This window comes from Stenotrophomonas sp. BIO128-Bstrain, from assembly GCF_030128875.1.
GTDB lineage: Bacteria > Pseudomonadota > Gammaproteobacteria > Xanthomonadales > Xanthomonadaceae > Stenotrophomonas > Stenotrophomonas bentonitica_A.
Genome location: NZ_CP124620.1, coordinates 3,442,395 through 3,467,430, shown reverse-complemented (window position 1 = coordinate 3,467,430; position 25,036 = coordinate 3,442,395). Strand labels below are relative to the sequence as shown.

Sequence of the window (25,036 nt, the reverse complement as noted above, 5' to 3'; positions counted from 1 at the left end):
CAAGGCAGGTTAATCAGGGAGGAGTGAGGGAATGCTGCACATATCTCAGACAGAGAAAGAAAAGTTCATCTCGGACTTAAGTGAAGATGACTTTCGAGACGCCTTAGTTCGGAGGCTATTCAAGTCGTTAGGCTACACCGATGGAAGAGATACTTGTGGCCCGGAAGAGTATGGAAAGGATGCGATTTTCGTTGAGGTAGATAAGTTCGGGGTAGAAAACTTCACGGCTGTCCAGACAAAAAAAGGCAACATTAATCTGTCCTCGGACCCGTCTGGAAATCTTCATGCTCTCGTTGCCCAAGTGAGGACCGCCCTTAACCATCCTCACGCCTGTACTAGGACAAAGAAGAAATCGCTACCGAGCATGGTGTACGTAGTTGCATCTGGTAGGATTAATCAGGCTGCGAGATCCTATATATCTGACCAGGTTAACGAGCCGAGACTTCGATTTCTTGACAGAGATGACCTGATTGCGAAAGTGGATCAAAGCTGTCCGGAGATATGGAGTGGCGTAGTTGCTAATGTCTCGCCTTATCTGAAAATAATGGCAGATCGGGTAGAGGATCTGAGCATCCTCTCCGATAAGAATCCAATTCACTCGACAATTGGAGCTTTTGCCGCAGCGTCAGATCAAAGATACGTAGATGTTAGATTGGGATGGCACAGCCCAACTATCAGCAAGCGAAGTGGATTTATCGATCGAGACTTTCAGTATCAGGAGATTTCAGGCACATCTCTCCTTTCCAAAGGTGCAGTGCGCGCTTTTCTTGTTGGAGACGCTGGAGCGGGGAAGACGACGCTCCTAATTCGACTGGCGTACTTGATAGCAAAGCAATCGGTAGTGTCGGAAAAAAGGTACAAAGTCCCTCTTTTTATACGTGCCCATGAACTTGTCGATGCCGCCGGCCACACTGTTTTTAGTGTCCTAGAGAAAATATCACTCAAGCTCCCAGGTCTCCAGTCCAGTCCATTTTCGCTCGATGATCTTGAGGCGGGGGTAGTTGTGCTCCTCGTGGATGGTCTGGATGAACTAGCGGAAAACAATGATCGTCAATCTGTAGTTGATTTCCTGAGAATATTTATGGAGCAATACTCGAAATGCTCCGTAGTCTTGGGGAGTAGACCATATACATCCATCTCTAAGTTGGAGGGTCTTGAGGCATTCCAGCGATACAGGATCTCTCCATTGAACATGGAAGATGCCTCAAAGATGCTCAATGGTATCCACGGTGAGGGAATTGCTAACGGAGAATGGAGGCGAGAGATCTTGCGTAAACTCGACTCTATACATGGGATTGAGCTGAATCCGTTGCTGGTGACTGTGTTCGCCGTCTCCGCCGGAGGGGATAAGCGAGATATTCCAGCAAATATTACCGAGCTTTTCTCTAAATTCTGCGAGCTGATGCTTGGTAGATGGGACGAGAAGAAGGGTATGTCTCAGCAGTATCAATCTAAGGTCAAAGATCACTTACTGTCTGCTTTTGCGTTTGATCTTCAGTCTAGCGGTCACAGTAAGTTCACCAGGGATCAGTTTGTCTGCTACGCCAGAGAAAAGCTGATTGCGATGAATTTGGCTGCTGACTTGGATGTAATGGTATCGGAGATAGTAGATCGATCGGGTTTGCTTCGAGGAGATTCCGAGGAGATGGAGTTCAAGCATCATTTGCTTCAAGAGTTCTTCGCCGCCAAAGGCTTTCCAGATGTAAATCACGTGAAGGACGTAATCAATGATGAATGGTGGAGAAACTCGGTAGTCTTCTATTTTGGCGGACAGCCTGATTCAGTTACGGATTTGTTGGACATCGCCACTGATCAAGCGACGCGTCCTGAAGACTCGTACATGGCGATCGGGCTTGCACTTCAAGCTTGTTATCTCTCAAGGCTCGATGCGAGGCTAGACGTCTGGAAATGGGTGATCAACGCTGCCGCAACTGCTTCGTCGAAGGTACTTGGAGAGCTCTCGGAGTATCCGATTACAGACTTCCTAGGTCACTATCTGGAGGCTCGTGATTCCGTGGCGCTAGGGGGGGTGGAAAAGTTGGAAAACGGGCTGTACAAATGGGCAGCTGCTGGTGACGGTAACGATCTAGATCGGCAGCTAAGAATGTTTTGGTACTGCACTTCTCTCATTGAGCTCAGCGAGTTTAGAACGCTAGAGGATTTCATAGAGGAGAACCCCTTCGCTGACGAGTTGCTAGCTACCGCCATTCATCTCGGCTGCTTCTTTGCTAGAGAAGTTAGATCAATCTCAGTGGACCAGCGAAAGCATGCAAGTAACGTGTGCAGGCTCTTGGATGCAAAAGTTGCACACCTTAGAGTAAAAGTTATAGACGAGATGAAAGGACAGTTGTTGGAGTACCAGCGCTCTGGGGTCGTAGCGCTCGATGTGCCTGATCCTGCTAGCGCCGTATAATTGGAATTAAATAATTTTCGGAAGTTATCGAATCTCAAGTTAGGCGGGCGGCTTCGGCTGCCCTCCTTCTATCCAAGAGCGCAGTATTCACTGCGTAGCTCGCTCCAAAATTCATAGTCGAAATTGGAAATGACTTAAAGTTCTAATACATGTTTCATTCCGCCGTCAACATGTCATCATTAATGGATTGGCCTTCTAGGTCGGTATTTGCGTGGATGAATTTTATTGCTTCTATCGACAAGCCTTTGTAATGAATGATAATTCCTCTCCACCTTAGTGTGAGTGGATATTGAATCTAGATCGACGGTTTAGCGTCGATAGCAGATTCGCTGGCGGAATTGGAGTCAGGGTTCTGCTAAAGTGAATTGGCCACAGCCAGCCAGCCCTGCCGAAAGCAGGGTCCGGCCGTCACAAGTACGGCCCAGCGAGCCAGCACACCCTCCCGTGCCCCTTCAAGGAAGCTCGCATGCTCCGCAATTCCGTAATCCGCTCCGCCGCTCTGGCCTTCGCCATCTCCCTGAGCCTTGGCGCGCCGCCCGCCTTCGCCGCTGAGCAGGCCACCGCATCCGCCAGCAGCACCGCCGTCCAGCGCAAAGCCGTCGCCCAGGGTCTCTATGAGCTGGCTTTCAGCCCCAAGCAGAACGCCGTGTTCGTCGCCTCATCGGGTGGCTTCGGTGATGCCTCTGGTCCGTCGCAGGTGCTGCGCCTGAACCCGGATACCTTGGCCGTCGAAACCGCCATCCCGCTGGAGCGCAAGGCGTTCGGTGTGGTGCTGGACGACGCCAACAACCGCCTGTACGTCGGCAACACCGTCGATACCTCCGTCACTGTGGTGGACACCCGACGCCCCCCCTCAATTGAGTAGCAAGCTGCTTTGGAGTCCAATCCCCAACGAGAAGGAGATTGGACGTGAAAAAGCGTTTCAGCGAAGAGCAGATCATCGGCTTCTTGCGTGAGGCCGAGGCCGGGCTGCCGGTCAAGGAGCTGTGCCGTCGGCACGGCTTCAGCGAGGCGTCGTACTACCTGTGGCGCAGCAAGTTCGGCGGCATGAATGTGTCGGAGGCCAAGCGCCTGAAGGAACTGGAGACCGAGAACGCGCGGTTGAAGAAGCTGTTGGCCGAGCAGGTCCTCGAGAACGAGGTGATCAAGGACGTGCTGCGAAAAAAATGGTGAGCGCACCCGCCCGACGCGAGCAGGTGCGCTACATGGCAAGAAAAGGACTCAGCGAGCGGCGCGCTCTGCGCGTGGTCGGCATGAGTGCCAGCGCACTGCGCTACACGCCTCGTCCGGACCGCAATGTAGAACTGCGGGCGCAGATCCAGGCCTTGGCGCATCGGCACAAGCGCTACGGGGTGGGCATGATCTACCTCAAGCTGCGGCAAGGCGGCCAGGTCGTGAACTACAAGCGCGTCGAGCGGCTGTATCAGCAGGCGAAACTGCAGGTGCGGCGGCGCAAGCGCAAGAAGGTGCCCCTGGGCGAACGGCAACCACTGATTCGTCCGGTTGCGGCCAACGAGGTGTGGTCGATGGACTTTATCTTCGATCGCACAGCCGACGGCCGTGTCATCAAGTGTCTGGTGATTGTGGATGACGCCAGCCACGAGGCGGTGGCAATCGAGGTCGAGCGTGCGATTTCGGGCCACGGCGTCAGCCGCGTGCTGGACCGCCTGGCACTCAGCCGTGGCCTGCCGAAGGTGATCCGGACCGATAACGGCAAGGAATTCTGCGGCAAGGCAATGGTGGCCTGGGCGCACGAACGTGGCGTGTCGCTGCGTCTGATCCAGCCGGGCAAGCCGAATCAGAACGCTTACGTTGAATCGTTCAACGGACGCCTGCGCGACGAATGCCTCAACGAACACTGGTTCCCGACACTGCTGCACGCGCGCACCGAGATCGAGCGCTGGCGGCGGGAGTACAACGAAGAGCGGCCGAAGAAATCGCTCGGCGGGCTAACGCCTGCCGCCTATGCCCAACAGCTGGCGGTGAAACCGCTACGATAAAGCCGGGCTCCAAACAGCTCCGCTACTGAAAGCGGGGGGACGTCGCGCGCGCACCGAGATCGAGCGCTGGCGGCGGGAGTACAACGAAGAGCGGCCGAAGAAATCGCTCGGCGGGCTAACGCCTGCCGCCTATGCCCAACAGCTGGCGGTGAAACCGCTACGATAAAGCCGGGCTCCAAACAGCTCCGCTACTGAAAGCGGGGGGACGTCGCACCGCTACCAATAAATCCGTCGGCATCGTGCAGCTGATGGAAAAGAAGGTCGGCAAGGATGGCAAGGCCGCCTATACCCACGATCTGCGCGAGCTGGTCGTTGATGGCGCCAACAACCGCCTGTACGTCACCGGGCACTCGGGCGAGGGCAGCGTGCTGTTCGTGGTGGATACGCAGTCGCTGAAGGTCATCAACACCATTCCGGGCCTGGGCAATGCCAAGGCGCCGGGTCTGGCGCTGGATGCCAAGGCCAAGCGCGTCTACACGTCCAACCTGCTGGCCGAGGTCGTCACTGTCGGCTCCGACAGCGGCAAGGTCGAGCAGCGCTTCAAGGTCAGTGCGGAGCAGCCGATGAACATCGCTCTGGATCCGGCCGGCAAGCGCCTGTTCGTGACCGACCAGGGCTCGGAGATGATCCGCAAGTACCAGGCCAGCAGCTCGGGCTTCGAATCGAAGCATCCGGGCCGGCGCGTCCTGGTGCTGGACCGTACCACCGGCAAGGAACTGGCCAGCATCCCGACCGATGCCGGCCCGCTGGGCATCCTGCTGGATGCACAACGCAAGCGTCTGTACGTGACCAACCGCGATGGCGGCACGGTGACCGCATACAACAGCGACACCTACAAGCAGGTGGCGACGTACGCGGTGCCTACGCACCCGAACAGCTTGGCGCTGGATGCCAAGAAGAACGTGCTGTACGTGACCGTCAAGAACGGTGACAGCGAGGCGAAGGGTAGTGAAGAGTCCGTTGCGCGGATTGCGCTGTAACAAATAGTAGGGACGAGCTGCCCGGTAGCAGATATGCCGCCGGGCAGCTTGCTACGTCGAAGTGTGGTGATCCCTAAGCGGCCGGTCGCATTTTGGTCATGCGCTGAGCAGGTAAATCGCGGTCGACGTCTCACTTCGGCGCTGCACAGTACCTCTGTCCGGCACGCGCCATCACGACAGCGTCCAGTCAGCCACTTTGGTGGGGCCGTCGCATCTGCGCGCACCAGCGCTCCACATCCAGGGCAGCAAAACTGCTCCGGATAGGTCGGTACAACAACATCGGCCAACCTTCTGCGAAATTTAGGGTGACTCGTCAGAGTCCCTAAGTAACGCTGTGTCCACGGCCAAAATGGTGCCAAACACGACAATAGCTAGTTACTATCGCAAGTCGACCCGTCAATAGGCGGGCTGATGACTGAAGAGATAGGAACAGGGATGAACTATTGGTGGGTTAACCAGAACAAGACCTTCAAGATCGCGCTGAACGGTGGCTACTTGTGGTCACCTAAGGAAAGAAAGGACGGCGTAAGGAGCGAGTTCTACGACAACATGACGAAGGTCCAGCCGGGCGACATTGTCTTTTCGTTCGTAGATACCTACATCCAAGCGCTGGCCGTCGTTTTGGAGCCGCACAAGAGTCGGAACAAGCCTGCTGAGTTCAAGACGGCTGACCCCAATTGGACGGAAAAAGGCTGGTACGTAAAAGTCGACTACACGCTTCTTGAAGCCAAGCTGCGCCCTCGAGACCACATGGATACCTTGGCGCCGCTGTTGCCTGACAAGTACTCGCCGCTCCAGTCCAACGGAGACGCAAACCAGGTCTACCTGGCCCATATCCCTCTTCCCTTGGCTAAGGCGCTTCTTTCACTTATCGGTGAACAAGGTGAGGATGGGATCGCAGATGCCGCGACAAACGCGATTCGTCAGGACAAGAGTCTGACAGCGACGGAGAAGGAGCAGCTGATCAAGGCCCGCAGAGGGCAAGGGATGTTCCGCCAACGCGTGGGCGCAACCGAAGTGCGATGCCGCGTTACTGGGTTGGACGATCAGCGTTTTCTCACTGCAAGCCATATCAGACCCTGGTCAAAGAGTGACAACACGGCACGGCTAGATGGGAACAACGGATTGCTGCTCTCGCCGCATGTGGATCGCTTGTTCGATAAGGGATTTATCTCGTTCGACGATGCCGGAGAGCTCATCGTCAGCAAGCGACTGCCCGCCGAAGTGCAGAAGCGCTGGGGACTCGGCCAGCCGGCAGTCATCAAGCCGCTATCCGCCGAGCAACGTGTGTACATGGAGTACCACCGCACGGAGATTCTGCAGAAGTAATAATAGGCAATGGATGGATGGTGCTGTCCAAGGCAGCGCCATCCGATCAAGTCTTGGGTCCAGGGAGGATCGGCTACCTCAACGCCCAGGTAACGACAATGTCTTGACGACGTCGCCTCCGAGCAACCGCGCACAGGCGGCACAATGCACAGTCGACGGGATCCGCTGTAGCGCAGCGCTCAATGCCCCGCGGGATTCAGGGTGCCCACCCAGGCCATGCAGCAGCAGGGTGACAGCCAGCCCGCAGCAAGCGCCCTCGGCAGGGCAGGGCAGCCCGGCAGGCGTGCCGGTGGCAGCCTCCGGCGTGATCTCACGACAATCCATGTACCGGCTCCCACTTTCGACGATGCCCCATCGCAACTATCGTCCTGAGGTGTCGCAGATCCTGAGATCGTGGGCCGATTCCTCCCTGTCACCGCTGAATGCCCCGGCCGGTATCAGTCAGCCCTGTGCACGCCACGTCAGCGCCCGGCCGCTTTCTTTCACGGCTCACCCAACCCCCTCTGCCTAGGATCGAACCTTCCTTCCCCATCGCTCCAAGGAGTTCCCATGGCTGCTTCCCGCGTTCGCCTGCACGTTGAAGATTCCGGTGGTACCGGCCGTCCGGTGGTCCTGATCCATGGCTGGCCGCTGTCGGCCGAATCGTGGAAGGCCCAGGTTCCCGCGCTGCGCGATGCGGGCTACCGCGTGGTGGCCTACGACCGCCGCGGCTTCGGGCGCTCGGACAAGCCGGCCGATGGCTACGAGTACGATACGCTCGCCGATGATCTGGCCGGTGTGCTCGAGGATCTCGATCTGAAGGACGCCACCCTGGTCGGCTTCTCGATGGGCGGTGGTGAAGTGGCGCGCTATGTCGCCAAGCACGGTGAATCGCGCCTGCACAGCGTGGTGTTCGCCTCGGCGGTGCCGCCGTACATGCTCAAGACCAGCGACAACCCCGAGGGTCCACTGACCCAGGAAAAGGCCGATGAAATGCGCGAAGGCCTGGAGAAGGACCGTGACACGTTCTTCGATGGCTTCACCAAGGATTTCTTCAGCGCCAACGGCGAGCTCAAGGTCAGCGAGGAAGAGCGCCAGGCCGCCATCACGCTCTGCCAGCAGTCCGACCAGACCGCGGCGCTGGGTTGCATGAAGGCCTTCGGCACGACCGATTTCCGCGGCGACCTGAAGAAGGTCACGGTGCCGACCCTGGTGCTGCATGGTGACAGCGACGGCACGGTGCCGTTCGAAGGCTCGGGCAAGCGCACCCATGCGGCCATCGCGGGTAGTGAGGTGGTGGTGCTGAAGGACGCCCCGCACGGCTGCAATGCCAGCCATGCCGATGCGTTCAACAAGGCGCTCCTGGACTTCTTGAAGAAGTAAGTCGCAGGTCGTTCTTCGTAGTCCGCGCCCGGCACGTTGAGATCACGTGTCGGGCGTTCTTGTACGCTGCACCTGCCTAGCGTTAATGCAGCGCTACTCCACACGAGACCGTCCATGCGCCAGTCCCAGACACCGCCCTGGAAGAAGCCCAGTCCCAACGGGAAGAAGAAGTCGCAGCCGCTCTCCGAGGCGCAGAAGGATGCGGCACGTCAGCGCGCCGAGGAAAACGGGCGGCGCTACCCCAATCTGGTCGACAACATGTGGGCGGCCAAACTGCCACGCGGCAGTTGACCAACCCCTTTCTCAGCGCTTGACTGCAAGCACCCCATCCATCGCCAGCTCGGCCTTGAAGCCTGCCTTTTCCAGCCGCTTGGCGACCTCGCGCGGCACATCGCGGCCGCTGGTCAGTTTGTTCGGCGCTCCGGTGTAATGGAACATCCGGCCACCCTTGCGGATGACGCGCGCAAGCTGGTCATAGAACACCTGTGAATACAGTTCGCCGGCGATGCCGAAGCGCGGCGGATCGTGCAGGATCGCGTCGACCGAGGCAGTCTCCAGCCCTTCGATCTCCTGCGACACGTCACCCTGGCTCAGCGCCAGCCGACCGCCGCTGCTCTCCGCGTCCGGATCCGGCGACCACGGATTGAGGGTGCGCAGCCACAGCACATCCGGGTTCTTCTCGAACGAGCGGATACGCGTGACGCCGCCTTCCAGGCAGCACGCCGCGAAGTAGCCCAGGCCGCCGCAGGTATCCAGCACGGTCTTGCCGGCCGGCGCGATCAACGCGACCTTGCGGCGGGCATCCTCGAACGGGGAGACCTGCGCGCTGGGCAGCATCTTGATGCCGTCGATCTCGAAGGTCGGCGCGTCCCAGTCGGTCGGCACCAGCTTGATCAGCGCCGAGCCGAAGCGCGAGATCGCCAGGAACTCCTCGCCGTCCCAGTAGTACAGGGTGCGGTCCTTGGTCTTGCCGGGATAGGCGTAGGTCTCGCCCTTCCACTGCCAGTGGTCGGCCGCCAGCGTGGCGGTGCCGGTGGAGCGGCCGAGGTCGAGCGAGCCGGTCCATTCCCCGGTGCCGGCATCGCGGGCGCGGGTCAGGCTCTCGGCGAGCGGGCGGGTCAGCAGGGGGCCGGTGTAATGGGGCACGGGATCCAGGGCCGCGGCGCAGACGCCATGCGGCATGTCAGTCAGGGGTGGGCATCGTACCTGAGATGCCCCTGGCCGGCCCTCATGCGACCGATTCATGACCGGGAGTCCGACCCGCGCATGCGCTGGTGTCCGAGGTGCGCACGGGGAGTGCGCTGATCGCGGTGCGGCCGGCAGCTTTGGATACTTTGGCCATGTCCTACGACCACCTCCTCTGGCCTACCGGCACCGCCTACTTCTTCAGCGCGCACCTGCGCGATCGCAGCAGCAGCCTGCTGGTGGAACAGGCGCAGACCCTGCGGCTGGCGTTCCGGGTGGCGCAGCAGGCGCGGCCGTTCCGGATCAACGCGATCGTGGTGCTGCCGGACCATCTGCATGGGGTGTGGACATTGCCGGAGGGCGATGAGGAGGGTCATCGCCGTTGGGCGCAGGTCCAGGCGATCTTCGACCGGCAGTTGCCGATGGTTGATCCGCGGCTGCAGCTGCGGCGGGACCGCAGCCTGCGGCCCCTATGGCACAACGGCTTCCGCGAGCACCGGATCGTTGACGCCGAGGACCTGCAACGGCACGTGGCCTATGTGCACCACAACCCGGTCAAGCACGGGCACGTGAGGGATGCCACGCAATGGCCATACAGCTCGATCCACCGCGGTCGCCGCGAGCCGGAGGAGCCAGGCTGAGGGTTGGAGATGGGGATGGGGTTCCCGCCTGTGTACGACCGCGGGCGGGGATGTTGGGGATGGGTGTCGCGGACCGGGCCACCGGTGCGGGCGGGCGGTTGCCGCCCCTATCAGTGGCCCGGTGGGCGGGATCCGGAAACCTTGCCCATCAGGGGCACTTCACCGGAAACACTGGGCCGGCGCCGATCAGCACCAGCGCCATGTAGTCGCTGTCCTTGGCCTTGCCCTTGAGCGTGGCGCCCGGGTTGAATTTGAAGATGCCGAAGCCGCCACCGGGGCGGACCAGCGCTTTGTTGATCTGGTCGGCATCGTCGCGGAAGAACTGGGCGATCTCGGCGCGGCTGGATTCCTGCAGCGGCGTGGCATCGCGCTGCCATTGCTCATCGCGGTTGAAGGACACGTAGTACTGGCCGCTCTGCTGCTCGATGCGGAATTCGGCGGGCTTGCGCGCGTGGGTGGCATAGCAGCCGAGCATCGGATCGGAGGAGAACACGCCGGCGCTGTTGTCCTTGCCGCAGCCGGTCAACAGCAGCGGCGACAGGAAGAGCAGGCTGGGCAGTACACGCATGGCAGATCCTTGGCGGCGGGTGTGGGAGCATTGTCCAACACGGCGTGAAAAGATGCCGTCTGCGTGCCCCGTGCCCCGTCGTCGGCAGGCAATGGTGTACGGTGGCGCGATTCTCAGGAGACCCCTCGTGCCGCCAGATTCTCCGCAAGCGCCGCGCTCATCGTCTGTCGCACCGATGTCGGCTCAACGGCTACCGCTGCTTGGCCTGGTCAGCTTCTTCGGCCTTCCCGTCGGGGCGGCCGCCGCCCACATCGCCACCGCCGGCGCCAGCACCACCGGCGTCTCGATCGGCGTACTCGCTTCAGCAGCCGTGGGCCTGATCGCCACGGTCGGCTCGCGCGTGCGCCAGGAGCGCTGGCCGTGGCTGGGCATCGTGGGTGCAGTGCTCAGTGCGGCGCCGCTGGTGCTGTTCCTGGTCGGGATGATGTTCAAGCACTGAGCGGGGCCGTCCGCTCAATGCCGGTGCCGCCGCCAGGCATTCCACACATGCGTGCTGGCCAGCAGCAGGCTGCCGACCACGGTCATCCGGGTCTCGGCATCGTGGCTCGGCCATCCCATGGCGCCGGCCAGCAGCAACAGGAGCCCGATCGACGCGCCGGCCATCGCCAGCACGGGCAGGCGATGCTGGCGGTGGGCGCGCCACAACGCGAAGCCGGTCACCGGCGCGGCGATGGCCACAAACAGGGCATGCACCCACTCGGCCTGGGCCCACACGCCCATCAGCGGGAGCATCGCCGCGAGCAGCGGCAGGGCCAGGCAGTGCAGCAGGCATAGGCCGGAAAGCGCAATGGCGCCGGCATCCAACAGGGCAGAGGATCGCTTCATGGGGCGTGGGGGTCTTGGTCAGTGAATGTTATATAGTAACATTTCATTCCCCTTCCTGACCTGCTCTGCCATGACTGCCTCTGCCTCCTTTGATTCGCGTCTGCCGGTGACCGTGCTGTCCGGCTTCCTGGGCGCCGGCAAGACCACTCTGCTCAATCAGCTGCTGCGCAACCGCGAGGGCCGCCGGGTCGCGGTGATCGTCAACGACATGAGCGAGATAAACGTCGATGCACAGCTGGTGCGCGAGGGTGGCGCCGCGCTGAGCCGCACCGAGGAGACGCTGGTGGAGTTCAGCAATGGCTGCATCTGCTGCACGCTGCGCGATGACCTGCTGCAGGAGGTGCGCCGGCTCGCGGCGGAGGGGCGCTACGACTACCTGCTGATCGAGTCGACCGGGATCGCCGAGCCGATGCCGGTCGCGGCAACCTTCTCGGTGCGCGATGAGGATGGCTTCAGCCTCAGCGACATCGCGCGGCTGGATACGCTGGTGACGGTGGTCGATGGCGCGCGGTTCCTGCACGACTTCGGCTCAAGTGACCGGCTGATCGACCGCGGCCAGCAGGCCGGTGAGGACGACGACCGCGGTGTCGTGAATCTGCTCGCCGAGCAGATCGAGTTCGCCAACGTGATCGTGGTGAGCAAGTGTGATCTGATCGACGATGACACGCTGCAGTCCACGCTCGCCGTGCTGCGTGCGATGAACCGCGATGCGCGGCTGGTGCTGTCCGAGCAGGGCAATGTGCCGCTGCACGAGGTGCTTGATACCGGCCGCTACGATTTCGTCAAAGCGCAGTTGGCGCCGGGCTGGATGCAGGCGCTGCGTGGCCAGCACACGCCCGAGACCGAGGAGTACGGCATCACCAGCTTCGTCTACCGCTCGCGCCGGCCGTTCCATCCGCAGCGTTTCGCACGGCTGCTGGAGACCGGGCTGGGCAGTGTGATCCGCAGCAAGGGTTTCTTCTGGCTGGCCAACCGCATGGACTGGGTAGGCGAGCTCTCCAGCGTCGGTGCCGCCACCCAGACCTCGGCCGCCGGCTTCTGGTATGCCTCGCGCGAGCGCATGGAGGCCGGCCTGGAAAACACCGCGCCGGTGCTGCCGCCCACGCGCGTGCCCTATACGGATATCGGCTGGTCCCGCCAGCAGGCGGCGTGCTGGACCGCGCCGATGCCCAGCGTGGAACAGGTCGGCGATGCCGGCGAGTACCAGGCGATGCGTAAACTGTGGCATCCCTGGTGGGGCGACCGCCGCCAGGAGCTGGCGGTGATCGGGGTGGCGATGGACGAACCCGCGGTGCGCGCCGAACTGGATGCCTGCCTGCTCAACGATGAGGAACTGCGTGCCGGGCCGCTGCTGTGGCAGCTGCTGCCGGACGCGTTTCCGGCGTGGGCGCGTGCATGAACAAACGGATGCCGGAAAGCAGATCGATCTCCAGCCTTGGGTCCGTTGCTTGAGCGGGATACGCCCGCCCTCGCGCTCACATCAGCTGCCACCCACTTCTCGTGGCCTTCAGGCGATGCGTCAGCTGCACGGACTCCAACAAGGCGTGATCGTGCGAGACGATCATCAACGTGCCGGTGTACTGACCGAGCATCTGCTCCAGCGCGCCCAGCGAGGGCAGGTCGAGGTGATTGCCGGGTTCGTCGAGCAGCAGCAGCTGCGGCGGCGTCCGGGCGTACAGCACCGATGCCAGCGCCGCCTTCAAGCGTTCGCCACCACTGAGCGTAGGCAACGGCCGCAGGCTGCGCTCGGCATCCAGGCCGAGCAGGGCCAGCTGCGTGCGCAGCGTGCCTTCGTCGGCCAACGGATGCGCGCGCTGCAGTAGTGACAAGGCCGAGGCATCGTCCGGCAGCAGCGTGAGTGACTGGTCGAGCAGGGCGACGCTGGCCGCTACCTCGACCTGCCCCGAGAGCGGTGCCAGTGTGCCGGCGAGCAGCCGCAGCAGCGTGGATTTGCCGCTGCCGTTGCGGCCCTGCACCCCGATCCGCTGGCCGCGCTGCACGGTGAGATCCAGCGTGTTCCAGGGCGCTTGCACCCATGGCAGTTCGGCGGCGATGAGCTCGGCCACGCGCTGCGGCCCGGGCTGTTGGATCACCGGGGCGAGCAGGGCGATCTCGATGTCCTGCTCCACCTCGCCGGCAGCCTCGCGCACGCGCGCATCCAGTTCGGTACGGCGCTCGTTCTGCTGTGCCTGCCAGCGGCCCGCAGTGTGCTCGCTGCGGTTCTTCATGCCACCGAGCAGGATCGGTGCCTGGTTGGCGGTGCGTGCATCGCGTGTAGCGCGCGCCTGCCGATGCGCCATCTTCTCGCGCTGATCGCGCAGCTCGGTCTGCTGCTTGCGGCGCTCGCGCTTGCGCAGGGCCAGCTGGGCATCCGCGCTGCGCCGCTCCTCCTGCTTCTGTTCGGCGTAGAGATCGTAGTTGCCGCCGTATTGGCGCAGTCCGCTGGGCGTCAATTCGACGATGCGCGCCATGTGGCGCAGCAGTGTGCGGTCGTGGCTGATCACGATCAGGCCGCCGTGCCAGCGCTGCAGCGCGTCGATCAGGCGCTCGCGATGGTCGGCGTCGAGGTGGTTGCTGGGTTCATCCAGGATCAGCCCCTCGGCACCGGAAAGGAACGCACCGGCCAGTGCGACCTGCATCGCTTGGCCACCGCTGAGCGTCGCCGCCGGCTGCAGGGGATCGAGCGCGGGCAACCCGAGCAGGTGCCACTGTGCCTGCAGCTGCTCGCGCAGATCCCAGCGTTCACCCACGCAGCTGAAATCGTCCGGATCGACGCTCCCGGCTTCGATGCGGAGCAGGGCATCGAGCGCCGCACCGACCCCGGCCAGATCGGCGATGCGGCCCTCGGGTACGCCGCTGTGCTGGGTGAGCAGGTGCACCGGCCCACTGCGCAGGATGCGGCCGGAGGTGGGCGCGCGATCGCCGCTGAGCAAACGTGCGAGCACGCTTTTGCCCACGCCGTTGCGCCCGACCAGACCGGTCGGGGTGCCGTCGAACGCGGCGGACAGTTCGGAAAACAGGACCCGGCCGTCGGGCAGGGTATGCGTCACGCGATCGAGCGTGAGAGCGAATGCGGTCATGCGACCTCCATTGGATGCCAAAGACTCCCCTCCTGCGGAACAGGTGGGTGGAGACGGGCCGTCAGACGACGGCGGCATCAATGGCGCATGTAGGCCTACCTCGGCAACAAAGGCGGCTGGCTGCCGCGCGGCCAGTATAGAACCGCGCGGCGGCGGGCCGATGAACGCGGCCTGCTCAGCAGCTGCTCAGCAGCTCACGCCGGTCAGCCGCGCGCTGATGAAATCGATGAAGACCCGCAGCTTGGGCAGCACATGGCGGCCGGAGGGCCACAGCAGGTAGAAGGTGCCGCAGGCATGGATGCGCTCGGCCATCACCCGCTGCAGCCGGCCGTCGGCCAGTGCCTCGCGCACCGAGTGCTCGGGGATGTAGGCGATGCCGCGCCCGGCCAGCGCGAAGGCCAGCCGCGCTTCGATGGTGTTGCTGACCATCGAGACCGGCAGTGCCAGTGGCGCAGCGCCTGGCGTCTGCGGCAGCGGCCATGGCTCGAGCTTGCCGCTGCTGGGGAAGCGGTAGTGCAGGCAGTCGTGCTGCAGCAGGTCCTCGGGCACACGCGGCGTACCGCGCCGGGCGAGGTAGTCCGGCGAAGCGACCAGGTAACGCGGGAACACGCCGAGCTGCCGGGCGCTGAGGCGCGAGTCGGTGGGCTCGCTGACCCGCAGCACGGCGTCGAAGCCTTCCTCGATCACATCCACCAGCCGGTCATCGAAATCCAGCTCCAGGCGGATGCCGGGATAAGCCGCCATGAACTCGGTGAGCAGCGGCAGCGAGATGTCGCCGACCAGCGGCAGGCTGACCCGCAGCACCCCCGTGGGTGCCTCGGTCTGCTGGACCAGCTCGTCACGGGCGGCGTCACGCTCATCCAGGATGCGCCGGCATCGGACCAGGAAGCGCTCTCCCTCGGCGGTGAGGGTGACGCTGCGGGTGCTGCGATGGAACAACCGCACGCCGAGTGCCTGCTCCAGACGCGACACGGTCTTGCCGGCGGCCGAGGCGGAGATGCCGAGCATGCGACCGGTCTCGACGAAGCTGCGGGTGTCGGCGACCTGCACGAAGGTCTGCAGGTTGCCGAGGTTGTCCAAGGCTGACATGGGTGGGCACACAGGAAAAGAGCCTTCACTGTAGCGGGCGTCATGGCCTGCGGGGACAGGCGTGGTGCGATGCTGCTGCAACAGTGAGGATCGCAGGTGGCCGGTGGCCACCAGTGGCCCGATTGACGCGCATCCGCGCCGCACGCGACCATCCGTCAGCCCTGCTGTGGGGCCTGCTCAGCGTCAGGGGACGTCATGCAACTCGTATTTACCAAGGGGTCTGGAAAGCACGACCGGATGGACCTGATCCGCGACGGGCATATAGCCGAAAGCATCGAGTGCCCCAAGCAGGGCATCATTCCCCACGACATGGTCCACTTCGCTGTCGAAAATGTGCTCCACAAGCGGGGGTTCATCGGTCGCGTGCTGGAAGGTGAGGCGGCGTCATTCCAGATGCAGGCCGATTCTGAAAGCGATGGCGTGGAGCGGCTGGTGGAGGTGTTCCAGGCCGATGGCTGGTCGGGCTGGAGCACGGCCGCGGCGGACATGCTGGATCTGTATCAGGTGACCTGCACCGCGCGTCACTGCGCTCCGCTGGAGGTACTGGCAGCGGATATCGAAGCGGTTCGCGGGAAGATCCTTGAATTGACCGCGCAATGGCAGTCGGTTCCGGTGGGCAAGTCGTTGACGCTGCAGTTCGTGCATGGCGCGAGTGCACACTGACGCGCGGGCGGCGATCCCGTCACCCTCACGTGACCCGTTGGCCTGCTGTGTGAGGCAGCCGGGGGAGCATGACCGCGATTGCGGAGCTGGCAGTCCGGAATGTACGGAGCGCTGACCCGCTGTTTCCCCAGCGGCTCAGCCCCTACGGTGGCGCTCCCCCCACTTACGGCGCCTCCATGTCTTTCTTCCCTGACGTCAGCGGTTCCACTGTCGCGCTGGATGCGGCCCCCACCCAGGTGCACGCATGAGCGGGCACGCGGTCGATACCAGCGCCGTGCCCCTGCCCAACGCGGCCACCGGATTGCCTTTCGGCGGTCTGCTGGCGCTGGCCTGCGCGGGCTTCATCACCATCCTCACCGAGGCATTGCCGGCGGGCCTGCTGTCACCGATGAGCGCCGATCTGGGCGTGAGCCGCGCGCTGGTCGGGCAGCTGGTCACCATCTACGCCCTGGGCTCGCTGGTTGCCGCACTGCCGATGACCGCATTGACGCGGCGCTGGCCACGCCGCCCGCTGCTGCTCACCGCGATCGCCGGTTTCGTGGTGGTCAATACCATCACCGCGATGACACACCACTACGGCCTGATGCTGGTCGCACGCTTCTGCGCCGGCATCAGCGCGGGCCTGCTGTGGTCGCTGGTGGCGGGGTACGCCAGCCGCATGGTGGTGCCGCAGCTGCAGGGCCGGGCGATCGCGGTGGCGATGGTCGGCACGCCGCTGGCGCTGTCGTTGGGCATCCCGGCCGGTACGCTGCTCGGCCAGACCATCGGCTGGCGCTGGGCGTTCGGGTTGATGTCGCTGCTCAGCGTCGGCCTGCTGGTGTGGGCGCGGCTGGCGCTGCCGTCGTTGCCGGCCCCGGGCGCGGCGGCCCAGCAGTCGTTGGGCAACGTGCTGCGCCTGCGCGGCATGCGCACCGCGCTGATGACGATGTTCCTCTACGTGTTGGCGCACAACGTGCTCTACACCTACATCGAGCCCTTCGCGGCGCTGTCCGGCGCGGCGGCATGGCTGGATCGCCTGTTGCTGGTGTTCGGGGTGGCCGCGCTGGTCGGCATCTGGATCACCGGACTGCTGGTGGATCGCTGGCTGCGCGCGCTGGTGATCGCAAGCACCGTGGCCTTCGCACTCTCGGCAGTGGCGTTCGGCCTGTGGCCCGGCTCGCCGTGGGTGCTGGTGATCGGGACGGTGGTGTGGGGCATATCCTTCGGTGGCGTTCCCACGCTGTTCCAGACCGCGGTGGCGCGCCGTGCGGACGAGGCCGGGGACATCGCGCAGTCCTTCGTGGTGACCGGCTGGAACCTGGCGATCGCGCTGGCGGGCATCCTCGGCGGCGTGATGCTGGAAACCGTCGGTGAACGCTGGCTGCCAGCGGTGCTGCTGGTGCTGCTGCTGGCCACGTTGATGGTGGTGTTGCGCCAGCCGCGCGCCTGGGCACCGATCACGCACTGAGCCCAGCCGCCGCACCCGGCAAGATGGACCGTGATGCCCGGCGCTATGCTGGGGCCGGGTATCGCCATGGGAGCAGCGGGTGCGCAAGGGAGTTCTTCGAAGTGCTGTGCTGGCCCTGCTGTGCCTGGCCGGCATCGCCCACGCGGCGGCGCCGGAGCGGCGCATCGCGCTGACCATCGATGATCTGCCCTGGCAGCGCCTGGACGAACGCGCCGAGCCCGAGCTTGCCGCCCGGCATGCGCAGCTGATCGCGGCCCTGAAGCGGGCCGACGTGCCGGTGGTGGGCTTCGTCAACGAGGTCAAGCTGGAGGTGGACGGGCAGGTGCAACCGGCGCGGGTGCAGATGCTGCGCGACTGGCGCGATGCCGGCGTTGAGCTGGGCAACCACACCTATGGGCATGTCGACCTGCATGCGATCGAGCTGGCTGCCTACGAGCAAGACATCCTGCGCGGCGAGGCGACGCTGCGTCCGTTGCTGGCCGAGACCGGGCAGGCGCCGCGCTGGTTCCGGCATCCTTACCTGCGTGCCGGGCAGTCGCCGCAGGAACGCGCGGCGCTCGGGGAGTTCCTGCAGCAGCACGGGTATCGGGTTGCACCGGTCACGGTCGACAACAGCGAGTGGATCTGGGCGTTCGCCTACGATCATGTGCGCGATACCGACACCGATCCTGTCTCGCGCGAGGCACGCCTGCGCCAGCTGCGCCGTGGCTACGTGCCGTACATGCTCAGCAAACTGGACTACTACGAACAGCAGGGCCAGCAGCTGCTGGGCCGGCTGCCGGCGCAGGTGTGGCTGATCCACGCCAACGCGCTCAGTGCCGACTGCGTGGAGGAGCTGGTCGCGGCCACGCGCCGGCGGGGCTATCGCTTCATCTCGCTGGAGGCCGCCTTGCAGGATCCGGCCTATCAGCATCCCGATGGCTACAACGGCGCCGGTGGCATCAGCTGGATCCAGCGCTGGGCGATGGCGGAAAACAAACCGAAGGCTTTCTACGCAGGCGAGCCTCCGGTGCCGGCATGGGTGATGACGCTGGCCGGGCTCGAGGGGGAATGATGCGCCGGCTCAGGCCACGGGGTCGCTGTTGGGGTTCTGCATGTTTTCGCGTGCCTGGCCGTACTGCTGCTTGCGCTGCTGGTGGAAGGCCATGAACTCGGCCGGGGCCAGCGCCTTGGAGAACAGCCAGCCCTGCCCGAACTCCACCTGGCGCGCCTGCAGATAGGCCAGCTGCGCCGGGGTTTCCACGCCTTCGGCCACGGTGAACAGGCCCAGGGTCTTGGCCATGTCGATGATGTGCGAGGTGACCGGGCTGGTCGCGCTGTCGGTGCCGATCGCATCGATGAAGGATTTGTCGATCTTCAATGCATCCAGCGGCAGCTGCTGCAGGTACTGCAGGCTGGAGTAACCGACACCGAAATCATCGATCGCCACGCAGTGCCCCAGCCGCCGCGCATTGGCCAGGCTGGTGCGGGCGCGGCGGACGTCGATGAAGCCACGCTCGGTGGCCTCCAGCCAGATCTGCTGCGGGTGGATGCCGGTGCCGTGCAGCTTGCTGGAGAGCACCTTCAGCGCCCGGCCGCTGCTGACATCCTCGGCGGCCAGGTTGATCGCGATGTGGGCGGTGCGGTCCTGCACCAGCAGCTCGCGCATGTCGGTGATCACATGGTCGATGACCTGGTCGGTCAGCGCTTCGATCAGGCCGGCCTCTTCGGCCAGCGGAATGAACAGGTCCGGACGCACCAGCGTGCCGTCGGCACGGCGCCAGCGCACCAGCGATTCGGCGCCCACGCAGATGCCGGTGTCCAGTTCGATGATGGGCTGGTAGTGCATGAAGAACTCACGCCGGCGCACCGCCGTGGCCAGCTCGCCCCGCAGCGACAGCCGCCGCCGCGACAGCCACACCACGCCGCCGATCATCGCTAGCGCGCCGAGCACGCCCAACGGGATGAACTGCCCGATCTGGTGGCGGAACGCGGCAACCAGATCGGTCCGCGGCGCCATGGCGATCGCCAGCCACTCCTGGTCCTGCGCGCTGGCGTACAGCGTCTGGCCTTCCAGGCCGCTGGCCGGTTCACGCAGCAGGCGCTGCAGCAAGGCCTCGTCGGGGATGTCCTGCTGGGCGATCAGGCGCCCATCGGGGCTGGCCACCGCCAGGCGCACGTTCGGGTCGACGATCACGTCGACCAGCCGGGCCGGGTCCATGAGGATGTCGTAGCGTCCCAGTTGCAGGGCCAGCAGCGGTTGCTGGGGAGTGCCTGCCAGCGGCCGCACGTCCAGGGTGATGCCCGCGCCTTCGGCGGTGACATAGGCCGGCGGGCGCTGGATGATCTGCGCGTCCATCGGGCCCCAGGACGTGCAGGCCAGCCGGCCGTTCTCGAAATAGCCCACCTGTTCGGCCGAGTGGGTGCGTATCACCAGGCTGCGCATCAGCTGCAGGTGCTCGGGTGAGCACGGTGCCAACGTGCTCTGGTTGAGCTCGCGCAGGGTGGACAGCGCCGTCTCGTAGGCGCGGTGCGCGCGCTGCAGGGTGCGCTCGGCGGTGGTCTGCAGCCGCACCTGCTCGGATTCGCTGGCGCGGCTCCAGGTGAAATAGAACACGGTGGCGATCGGCACCAGGGCGCCGAGCAGGGCAAGCACTACGGTGGCGGCAATGATCCTGGCGCGGTTCAAGCAGACCTCGATGCCCTGGCGGAGCCCTATATGACCATCAGCGGGCAGGGATTGGAACCATCCGGCCGGGGCGCCATCGCCCTGCCGGCATCACGCGCGGTGGAGCGAGGTGAATCCGTCACATCATCGCCCCGGGCAGTGCCCGGCCACGGCCCCCGCGAACGGCCCGATGGCGACTGGCGCAACGCCTCGCGGAGGTCTATGTTCGGACGCTTCGCCCCTGCCGACGCTGCCCCATGACCGATCCTGCCGTCCCGCCGGAACACCTCCGGCGCAGCCTCTCCAACCGCCACCTGCAGCTGATCGCCATCGGCGGTGCCATCGGCACCGGTCTGTTCATGGGCTCGGGCAAGACCATCAGCCTGGCCGGCCCGTCCATCGTGCTGGTGTACCTGATCATCGGCGCGATGCTGTTCTTCGTCATGCGCGCGATGGGCGAGCTGCTGCTTTCCAACCTGCAGTACAAATCCTTCATCGATTTTTCCACCGACCTGCTCGGGCCGTGGGCCGGGTTCTTCTGCGGGTGGACGTACTGGTTCTGCTGGATCATCACCGCCATCGCCGATGTGATCGCCATCGCCGCGTATGCGCAGTTCTGGTTCCCCGAGCTGGCACCGTGGATACCGGCGCTGCTGTGCGTGATCCTGCTGCTCAGCCTCAACCTGGTCACGGTGAAGCTGTTCGGTGAAATGGAATTCTGGTTCGCGCTGATCAAGATCATCGCCATCTGCGCGCTGATCATCACCGGCTTCGGGCTGGTCGCATGGGGGTTCACCGCCCCCTCCGGGCACGTGGCGTCGTTCTCCAACCTGTGGAACGACGGTGGCGTGTTCCCGATGGGCATGGCCGGTTTCTTCGCCGGCTTCCAGATCGCGGTGTTCGCCTTCGTCGGCATCGAACTGGTCGGTACCACCGCAGCCGAAACCGCTGATCCGGAGCGCAACCTGCCCAAGGCGATCAACTCGATCCCGGTACGCATCCTGGTGTTCTACGTGCTGGCGCTGATCGCGATCATGGCCGTCACCCCATGGCGTGAGGTGGTGCCCGGCAAGAGCCCCTTCGTGGAACTGTTCGTGCTGGCCGGCATTCCCGCCGCGGCCAGCCTGATCAACTTCGTGGTGCTGACCTCGGCCACGTCGTCGGCCAACAGCGGCATCTTCTCGACCAGCCGGATGATGTATGGCCTGGCCGAAGAGGGGCACGCACCGAGCGCGTTCCGGCGGCTGTCGCGCGCGGCGGTGCCGGCGCTGGGGCTGGTGTTCTCCTGCGTGTGCCTGCTGCTGGGCGCGATGCTGATCTATCTGATCCCGAACCTGGTGACCGCGTTCACCCTGGTCACCACGCTGGCCGCGGTGTTGTTCATGTTCGTGTGGTCATTGATCCTGTGCTCGTACATCGTCTACCGCCGCAAGCGCCCGCACCTGCACGCCGTCTCGGCGTTCAAGATGCCCGGTGGCGTGCTGATGTGCGGGGTGTGCCTGGCCTTCTTCGCCTTCGTGCTGGTGCTGCTGACCCTGCAGCCGGACACGCTGTACGCGCTGGCGATCAGCCCGCTGTGGTTCGCCCTGCTCGGCCTGGGCTACGCCGGCAAGCGGCTGCTGGCCCGCCGCCACTGAGTCAGCGCCGGGCCTGCCAGCGCGGCAGGCCCGGTATTCACCTTCGGTTCGCGCCCCCGGCCGGATGATCGCGCCGCACCCTTCCGTGCCCCGATCCGAGCCCGATGAATCCGACCCTGCCTGCCGCGTTGGCCCTGTTGTCGTTGCTGCTGCCTGGCCTGGCATCGGCGCGCACGGTCTATCGCTGCGTGCAGAGCAACACGGTCAGTCTGGCCACGGCACCCGAGCCCGGCTCCAGGTGCACCCCGCAGCAGATCGACGACAACGCCGTGCAGACCCCCAACCTGTGGGGCAACATGGGCGTCTTCAGCGGCACCCTGTACGAACGTGAGCAGGACGGTGCACTGGTCTACTCGACCCGCAACCTGCCGGGCTCGCGCGTCTTCCTGAAGTTCACCGTGGCCACCCCACCGGGCGAACCGGCGCACGAGGGCCTGGGCAAGGTCGGCGCGCCGCAGTTGAACCGGCACGCCAAGCAGTTCAAGGCGGCGGCCAAGGCCACCGGCGTGGACGATGCCTGGCTGCGTGCGATCGCCCATGCCGAAAGCGGTTTCGATGCCGGCGCGATCTCACCCAAGGGCGCGCAGGGCGTGATGCAGCTGATGCCCGATACCGCCACCGAATACGGCGTGGCCGATCCGCTCTCGGCCGAGCAGTCGATCAGCGGGGGCGCGCGCTACATGAAGGCGTTGTTGCGCCGGTACAAAGGCGACCGCGTGCTGGCGGCCGCCGCGTACAACGCCGGCATCGGTGCGGTGACCCGCTACAAAGGCGTGCCGCCGTATGCGGAAACGCTGGCCTACGTGGAGAAGGTCAGCGCGCTGTATGTGCGCTATCGCGAGGCGATGGGGTTCAAGGTGGAGACGCCGGCGAAGTAGGCGCTGCTCCAGGGCGAAACGTCACGCGCAGTACCGCGCATGGGTCGCCACGCGGCCCACCGTGTTCACCGCCGCCTTGACCTCGGCACGCTGCGTGGGCGGCTGCCAGCGCGCGTGGACCATGAGCGCTCCCGGCGTGCAGGGTTTGCAGGCACGCCACGAGCGGCTAAGGTCGTGTCCCGAATAGCAGCAAGGATAGCGATGACGCGCGGACGATGGACGATGGTGGTGCTGATCGCCGCTCTGATGGCGGCAGCGCTGGTTTGGACCTTCCTGCGTGAACCGGCCGCGCCGGCACCGCCACCGGGCCCGGTGGCGACGGCCCTGGGCTGGACGCCGGCGATCAGCGTACTGGCCGGCGACGGCGTAGGCGGCAGTACGGAAGGCCCCGCAGCCCAGGCGCGCTTCGCCGATCCGTACGGCCTGGCCGTGGACACACATGGCGTGGTCTACATCGCCGATGCCGGCGACAACAACCGCATCCGCCGCGTCCATCCCGACGGTCGCGTGGACACGCTGGCCGGGCAGGGCGAGGGTTGGCGCGATGGCGCCGCCCTGCAGGCGCAGTTCAACACGCCCTCCGGGATCGCACTGGATGCAGGCGGCAATGTCTATGTTGCCGATACCGGCAACCACGTGATCCGCCGCATCGCGGTCGATGGCACGGTAAGCACGCTGGCCGGTGATGGTCAGCGGGGGTTCGTCGATGGCCCGGCCACCCAGGCGCGCTTCGATGCGCCGATGGGCGTGGCGGTGGATGCGGGCGGCCGCGTCTTCGTGGCCGATACCTACAACGACCGCATCCGCGTCATCGAACCCGATGGACGGGTGCACACCGTCGCCGGTGGCGAGCGTCCGGGCCTGGTCGATGGCATCGGGGCGGCCACCCGCCTGGATACGCCGGTGGCGCTGGCACTGGATCCGCACGGCAACCTGCTGATCGCCGATCTGTTCAACAACGCGATCCGCCAACTCGCCCCGGATGGCACGCTGGGCACCCGGCTCGCCGATGGCGGCCTGCTCAGCGGACCGATGGCGCTGGCGGTGACCCATGACGGGGTGATCTACGCCAGCGACATCAACGGCAAGGTGGTGCAGATCTCGGCCCAGGGCCATCAGCTGGCACTGGCGGGGGTACCGCCGCAGCCCCGCTTTGCGCGGCCCACTGCACTCGCGCTGGATGCCGAGGGCGGCCTCTATCTGGCCGATGCCGCCTCCTACCGCGTGCACCGGCTGCGTGCCCTCGGGCCGGGGCAGACGGCGCCGCCGGCGTTGATCGGCCCGGCACCGGAGGCCCCCTTGCCCGACACCGCCGGCCGGTGGCCCCTGGCTCCGGAGGACGGGTGGCACGAAGTGGTCGGCACGTTGGGTGAGGTGCGCGGGGACTTCAAAGGCGAGAGTCGGCACCATCTGCATGGCGGGTTCGATATCCGCGGCGATGTCGGCCAGCCGGTGTTGGCGATCGCCGATGGCAAAGTCGATACGCCGTTCGCGGCGTGGTCGGTCGGCGGCCAGGCCGAAGGCCTTTCGCTGGGTCGGCTCAAATACATCCATATGAAGGTGGGCCGCGATCCGCGCGATCGGCCGTTCGATGCGCGCTGGCAGCAGGTGTCCGGTGAGGACGGCAAGCTCGAACGCATCCGCGTGCGTCGCGGCACCCGGTTCGCCGCCGGCGAAGCCTTGGGCAGCATCAACCGGATGGCGCATGTCCACCTGAGCGTGGGCGCCAGTGGTTTCGAGCGCAATGCGGTGGCACTGGGCTTCACCGGTTACGCCGATACGTTCGCGCCGCGCATCACCGAGGTCGCCGTGCTGGACGATCTGGACCAGCCGGTCAAGGCGGGGGCCGACGGACGCGTCGCGATCCCGCGCCAAGGCCCGGGCGTGCAGATCGTGGTGGAGGCGTGGGACCAGGTGGACCGCAATCTGCCACGGCGCCGGCTGGGGCTGTACCAGGTCGGCTACCAGGTCCTGGATGCGCAGGGCCAGCCGCTGGCCGGGTACGAGCAGCCGCGCTTCAACATCGTGTTCAACCGGATGCCGCGCGAAGACAGCGCCACCCGCGTGGCCTACGCGCCGGACAGCGGCATCACCGTGCATGGCAGCGCGGTCACCCGGTTCCGCTACCTGGTCACCAACACGGTGCGCGATGGGGTGGTCGAGACCGGACGCTGGCAACCGGATGTATTGCCGGCCGGCGAATACATCCTGCGGGCCAGTGCGTGCGACTACAGCGGCAATGAGGCCATCGGCCCGCGCGATCTGAAGATCACGCTGTTGCCTTGAGCGGTG

General features: G+C 64.7%; 21 protein-coding genes and 2 pseudogenes. 17 read left to right on the top strand and 6 right to left on the bottom strand.

Going from position 1 to position 25,036, the window contains the following annotated elements:
- Nucleotides 1–31 precede the first annotated feature (31 nt).
- The 8 genes and pseudogenes from POS15_RS15860 to POS15_RS15825 all read left to right on the top strand — a co-directional run bounded on the left by POS15_RS15860 (nucleotide 32) and on the right by POS15_RS15825 (nucleotide 8,375).
- Nucleotides 32–2,413 carry an NACHT domain-containing protein gene (locus POS15_RS15860; protein ID WP_284128465.1) on the top strand — a complete coding sequence of 794 codons (2,382 nt, stop codon included), beginning with the start codon at nucleotides 32–34 and terminating at the stop codon, nucleotides 2,411–2,413.
- 466 nt (nucleotides 2,414–2,879) lie between these two features.
- Nucleotides 2,880–3,254: pseudogene (locus POS15_RS15855) on the top strand (YncE family protein); the annotation flags it as partial.
- Between the two features lie 68 nt (nucleotides 3,255–3,322).
- A protein-coding gene (locus POS15_RS15850) for an IS3 family transposase (protein ID WP_149500787.1) occupies nucleotides 3,323–4,413 on the top strand; the annotation gives its coding sequence in 2 pieces (ribosomal slippage) (nucleotides 3,323–3,581 and nucleotides 3,581–4,413; 1,092 coding nt in all).
- 25 nt (nucleotides 4,414–4,438) lie between these two features.
- Nucleotides 4,439–4,579: an integrase core domain-containing protein gene (locus tag POS15_RS15845; RefSeq protein ID WP_345782501.1), complete on the top strand. Its 141-nt coding sequence runs from the start codon at nucleotides 4,439–4,441 to the stop codon at nucleotides 4,577–4,579.
- Between the two features lie 46 nt (nucleotides 4,580–4,625).
- Nucleotides 4,626–5,393 (top strand): annotated as a pseudogene (locus POS15_RS15840) (YncE family protein); the annotation flags it as partial.
- Between the two features lie 411 nt (nucleotides 5,394–5,804).
- A complete protein-coding gene (locus POS15_RS15835; RefSeq protein WP_284128462.1) occupies nucleotides 5,805–6,722 on the top strand; it encodes an HNH endonuclease in 918 nt (305 codons plus the stop codon).
- Between the two features lie 549 nt (nucleotides 6,723–7,271).
- Nucleotides 7,272–8,084 carry an alpha/beta hydrolase gene (locus POS15_RS15830; protein WP_284128461.1) on the top strand — a complete coding sequence of 271 codons (813 nt, stop codon included), beginning with the start codon at nucleotides 7,272–7,274 and terminating at the stop codon, nucleotides 8,082–8,084.
- Between the two features lie 114 nt (nucleotides 8,085–8,198).
- Nucleotides 8,199–8,375 (top strand): hypothetical protein, encoded by a 177-nt coding sequence (locus tag POS15_RS15825; protein WP_019185714.1) that lies wholly within the window; start codon nucleotides 8,199–8,201, stop codon nucleotides 8,373–8,375.
- 12 nt (nucleotides 8,376–8,387) lie between these two features.
- On the opposite strand, the gene POS15_RS15820 is transcribed toward POS15_RS15825, so the two are convergent.
- A complete protein-coding gene (locus tag POS15_RS15820) occupies nucleotides 8,388–9,266 on the bottom strand; it encodes an MnmC family methyltransferase (RefSeq protein ID WP_284128460.1) in 879 nt (292 codons plus the stop codon).
- Nucleotides 9,267–9,424: 158 nt separating this feature from the next.
- On the opposite strand from POS15_RS15820, the gene POS15_RS15815 reads away from it, so the two are divergent.
- Complete coding sequence (locus POS15_RS15815) at nucleotides 9,425–9,910, top strand: transposase (RefSeq protein WP_019185716.1); 486 nt, start codon at nucleotides 9,425–9,427, stop codon at nucleotides 9,908–9,910.
- 148 nt (nucleotides 9,911–10,058) lie between these two features.
- Here the strand turns inward: POS15_RS15815 and POS15_RS15810 are convergent, their stop codons facing one another.
- Nucleotides 10,059–10,478 carry a hypothetical protein gene (locus POS15_RS15810; RefSeq protein ID WP_019185717.1) on the bottom strand — a complete coding sequence of 140 codons (420 nt, stop codon included), beginning with the start codon at nucleotides 10,476–10,478 and terminating at the stop codon, nucleotides 10,059–10,061.
- 175 nt (nucleotides 10,479–10,653) lie between these two features.
- On the opposite strand from POS15_RS15810, the gene POS15_RS15805 reads away from it, so the two are divergent.
- Nucleotides 10,654–10,917 (top strand): hypothetical protein, encoded by a 264-nt coding sequence (locus POS15_RS15805; protein WP_284128459.1) that lies wholly within the window; start codon nucleotides 10,654–10,656, stop codon nucleotides 10,915–10,917.
- Between the two features lie 14 nt (nucleotides 10,918–10,931).
- On the opposite strand, the gene POS15_RS15800 is transcribed toward POS15_RS15805, so the two are convergent.
- The gene (locus tag POS15_RS15800) at nucleotides 10,932–11,303 is read right to left on the bottom strand and encodes a MerC domain-containing protein (RefSeq protein WP_284128458.1); all 372 of its coding nucleotides are present in this window, start codon (nucleotides 11,301–11,303) and stop codon (nucleotides 10,932–10,934) included.
- A gap of 70 nt (nucleotides 11,304–11,373) precedes the next feature.
- Between POS15_RS15800 and POS15_RS15795 the strand changes: the two genes are divergently transcribed.
- Nucleotides 11,374–12,702, top strand: a complete 1,329-nt coding sequence (locus POS15_RS15795) for a GTP-binding protein (protein WP_284128457.1) — start codon at nucleotides 11,374–11,376, stop codon at nucleotides 12,700–12,702.
- A 76-nt stretch (nucleotides 12,703–12,778) separates the two neighbouring features.
- On the opposite strand, the gene POS15_RS15790 is transcribed toward POS15_RS15795, so the two are convergent.
- Together POS15_RS15790 and POS15_RS15785 are read right to left on the bottom strand one after the other, a co-directional pair.
- A complete protein-coding gene (locus POS15_RS15790; protein WP_284128456.1) occupies nucleotides 12,779–14,383 on the bottom strand; it encodes an ABC-F family ATP-binding cassette domain-containing protein in 1,605 nt (534 codons plus the stop codon).
- A 186-nt stretch (nucleotides 14,384–14,569) separates the two neighbouring features.
- Entirely contained in the window at nucleotides 14,570–15,472 is a 903-nt protein-coding gene (locus POS15_RS15785) for a LysR family transcriptional regulator (RefSeq protein WP_284128455.1), read from the bottom strand.
- A 237-nt stretch (nucleotides 15,473–15,709) separates the two neighbouring features.
- Here POS15_RS15785 and POS15_RS15780 point away from each other — a divergent pair, with 237 nt between their 5' ends.
- The 3 genes from POS15_RS15780 to POS15_RS15770 all read left to right on the top strand — a co-directional run bounded on the left by POS15_RS15780 (nucleotide 15,710) and on the right by POS15_RS15770 (nucleotide 18,636).
- Nucleotides 15,710–16,135, top strand: a complete 426-nt coding sequence (locus POS15_RS15780) for a hypothetical protein (RefSeq protein ID WP_284128454.1) — start codon at nucleotides 15,710–15,712, stop codon at nucleotides 16,133–16,135.
- 244 nt (nucleotides 16,136–16,379) lie between these two features.
- Nucleotides 16,380–17,582, top strand: coding sequence for an MFS transporter (locus POS15_RS15775; RefSeq protein WP_284128453.1), 1,203 nt, complete (start codon nucleotides 16,380–16,382; stop codon nucleotides 17,580–17,582).
- 106 nt (nucleotides 17,583–17,688) lie between these two features.
- Entirely contained in the window at nucleotides 17,689–18,636 is a 948-nt protein-coding gene (locus POS15_RS15770; RefSeq protein ID WP_284128452.1) for a polysaccharide deacetylase family protein, read from the top strand.
- Nucleotides 18,637–18,645: 9 nt separating this feature from the next.
- On the opposite strand, the gene POS15_RS15765 is transcribed toward POS15_RS15770, so the two are convergent.
- Entirely contained in the window at nucleotides 18,646–20,250 is a 1,605-nt protein-coding gene (locus POS15_RS15765) for an EAL domain-containing protein (RefSeq protein ID WP_284128451.1), read from the bottom strand.
- Between the two features lie 236 nt (nucleotides 20,251–20,486).
- Between POS15_RS15765 and cycA the strand changes: the two genes are divergently transcribed.
- From cycA to POS15_RS15750, 3 genes are all read left to right on the top strand, one after another.
- The gene (gene cycA / locus POS15_RS15760) at nucleotides 20,487–21,866 is read left to right on the top strand and encodes a D-serine/D-alanine/glycine transporter (protein ID WP_070426522.1); all 1,380 of its coding nucleotides are present in this window, start codon (nucleotides 20,487–20,489) and stop codon (nucleotides 21,864–21,866) included.
- Between the two features lie 104 nt (nucleotides 21,867–21,970).
- Nucleotides 21,971–22,744 (top strand): lytic transglycosylase domain-containing protein, encoded by a 774-nt coding sequence (locus POS15_RS15755; protein WP_284128450.1) that lies wholly within the window; start codon nucleotides 21,971–21,973, stop codon nucleotides 22,742–22,744.
- 246 nt (nucleotides 22,745–22,990) lie between these two features.
- Nucleotides 22,991–25,030, top strand: coding sequence for an SMP-30/gluconolactonase/LRE family protein (locus POS15_RS15750; RefSeq protein ID WP_343312412.1), 2,040 nt, complete (start codon nucleotides 22,991–22,993; stop codon nucleotides 25,028–25,030).
- Nucleotides 25,031–25,036: the final 6 nt, after the last annotated feature.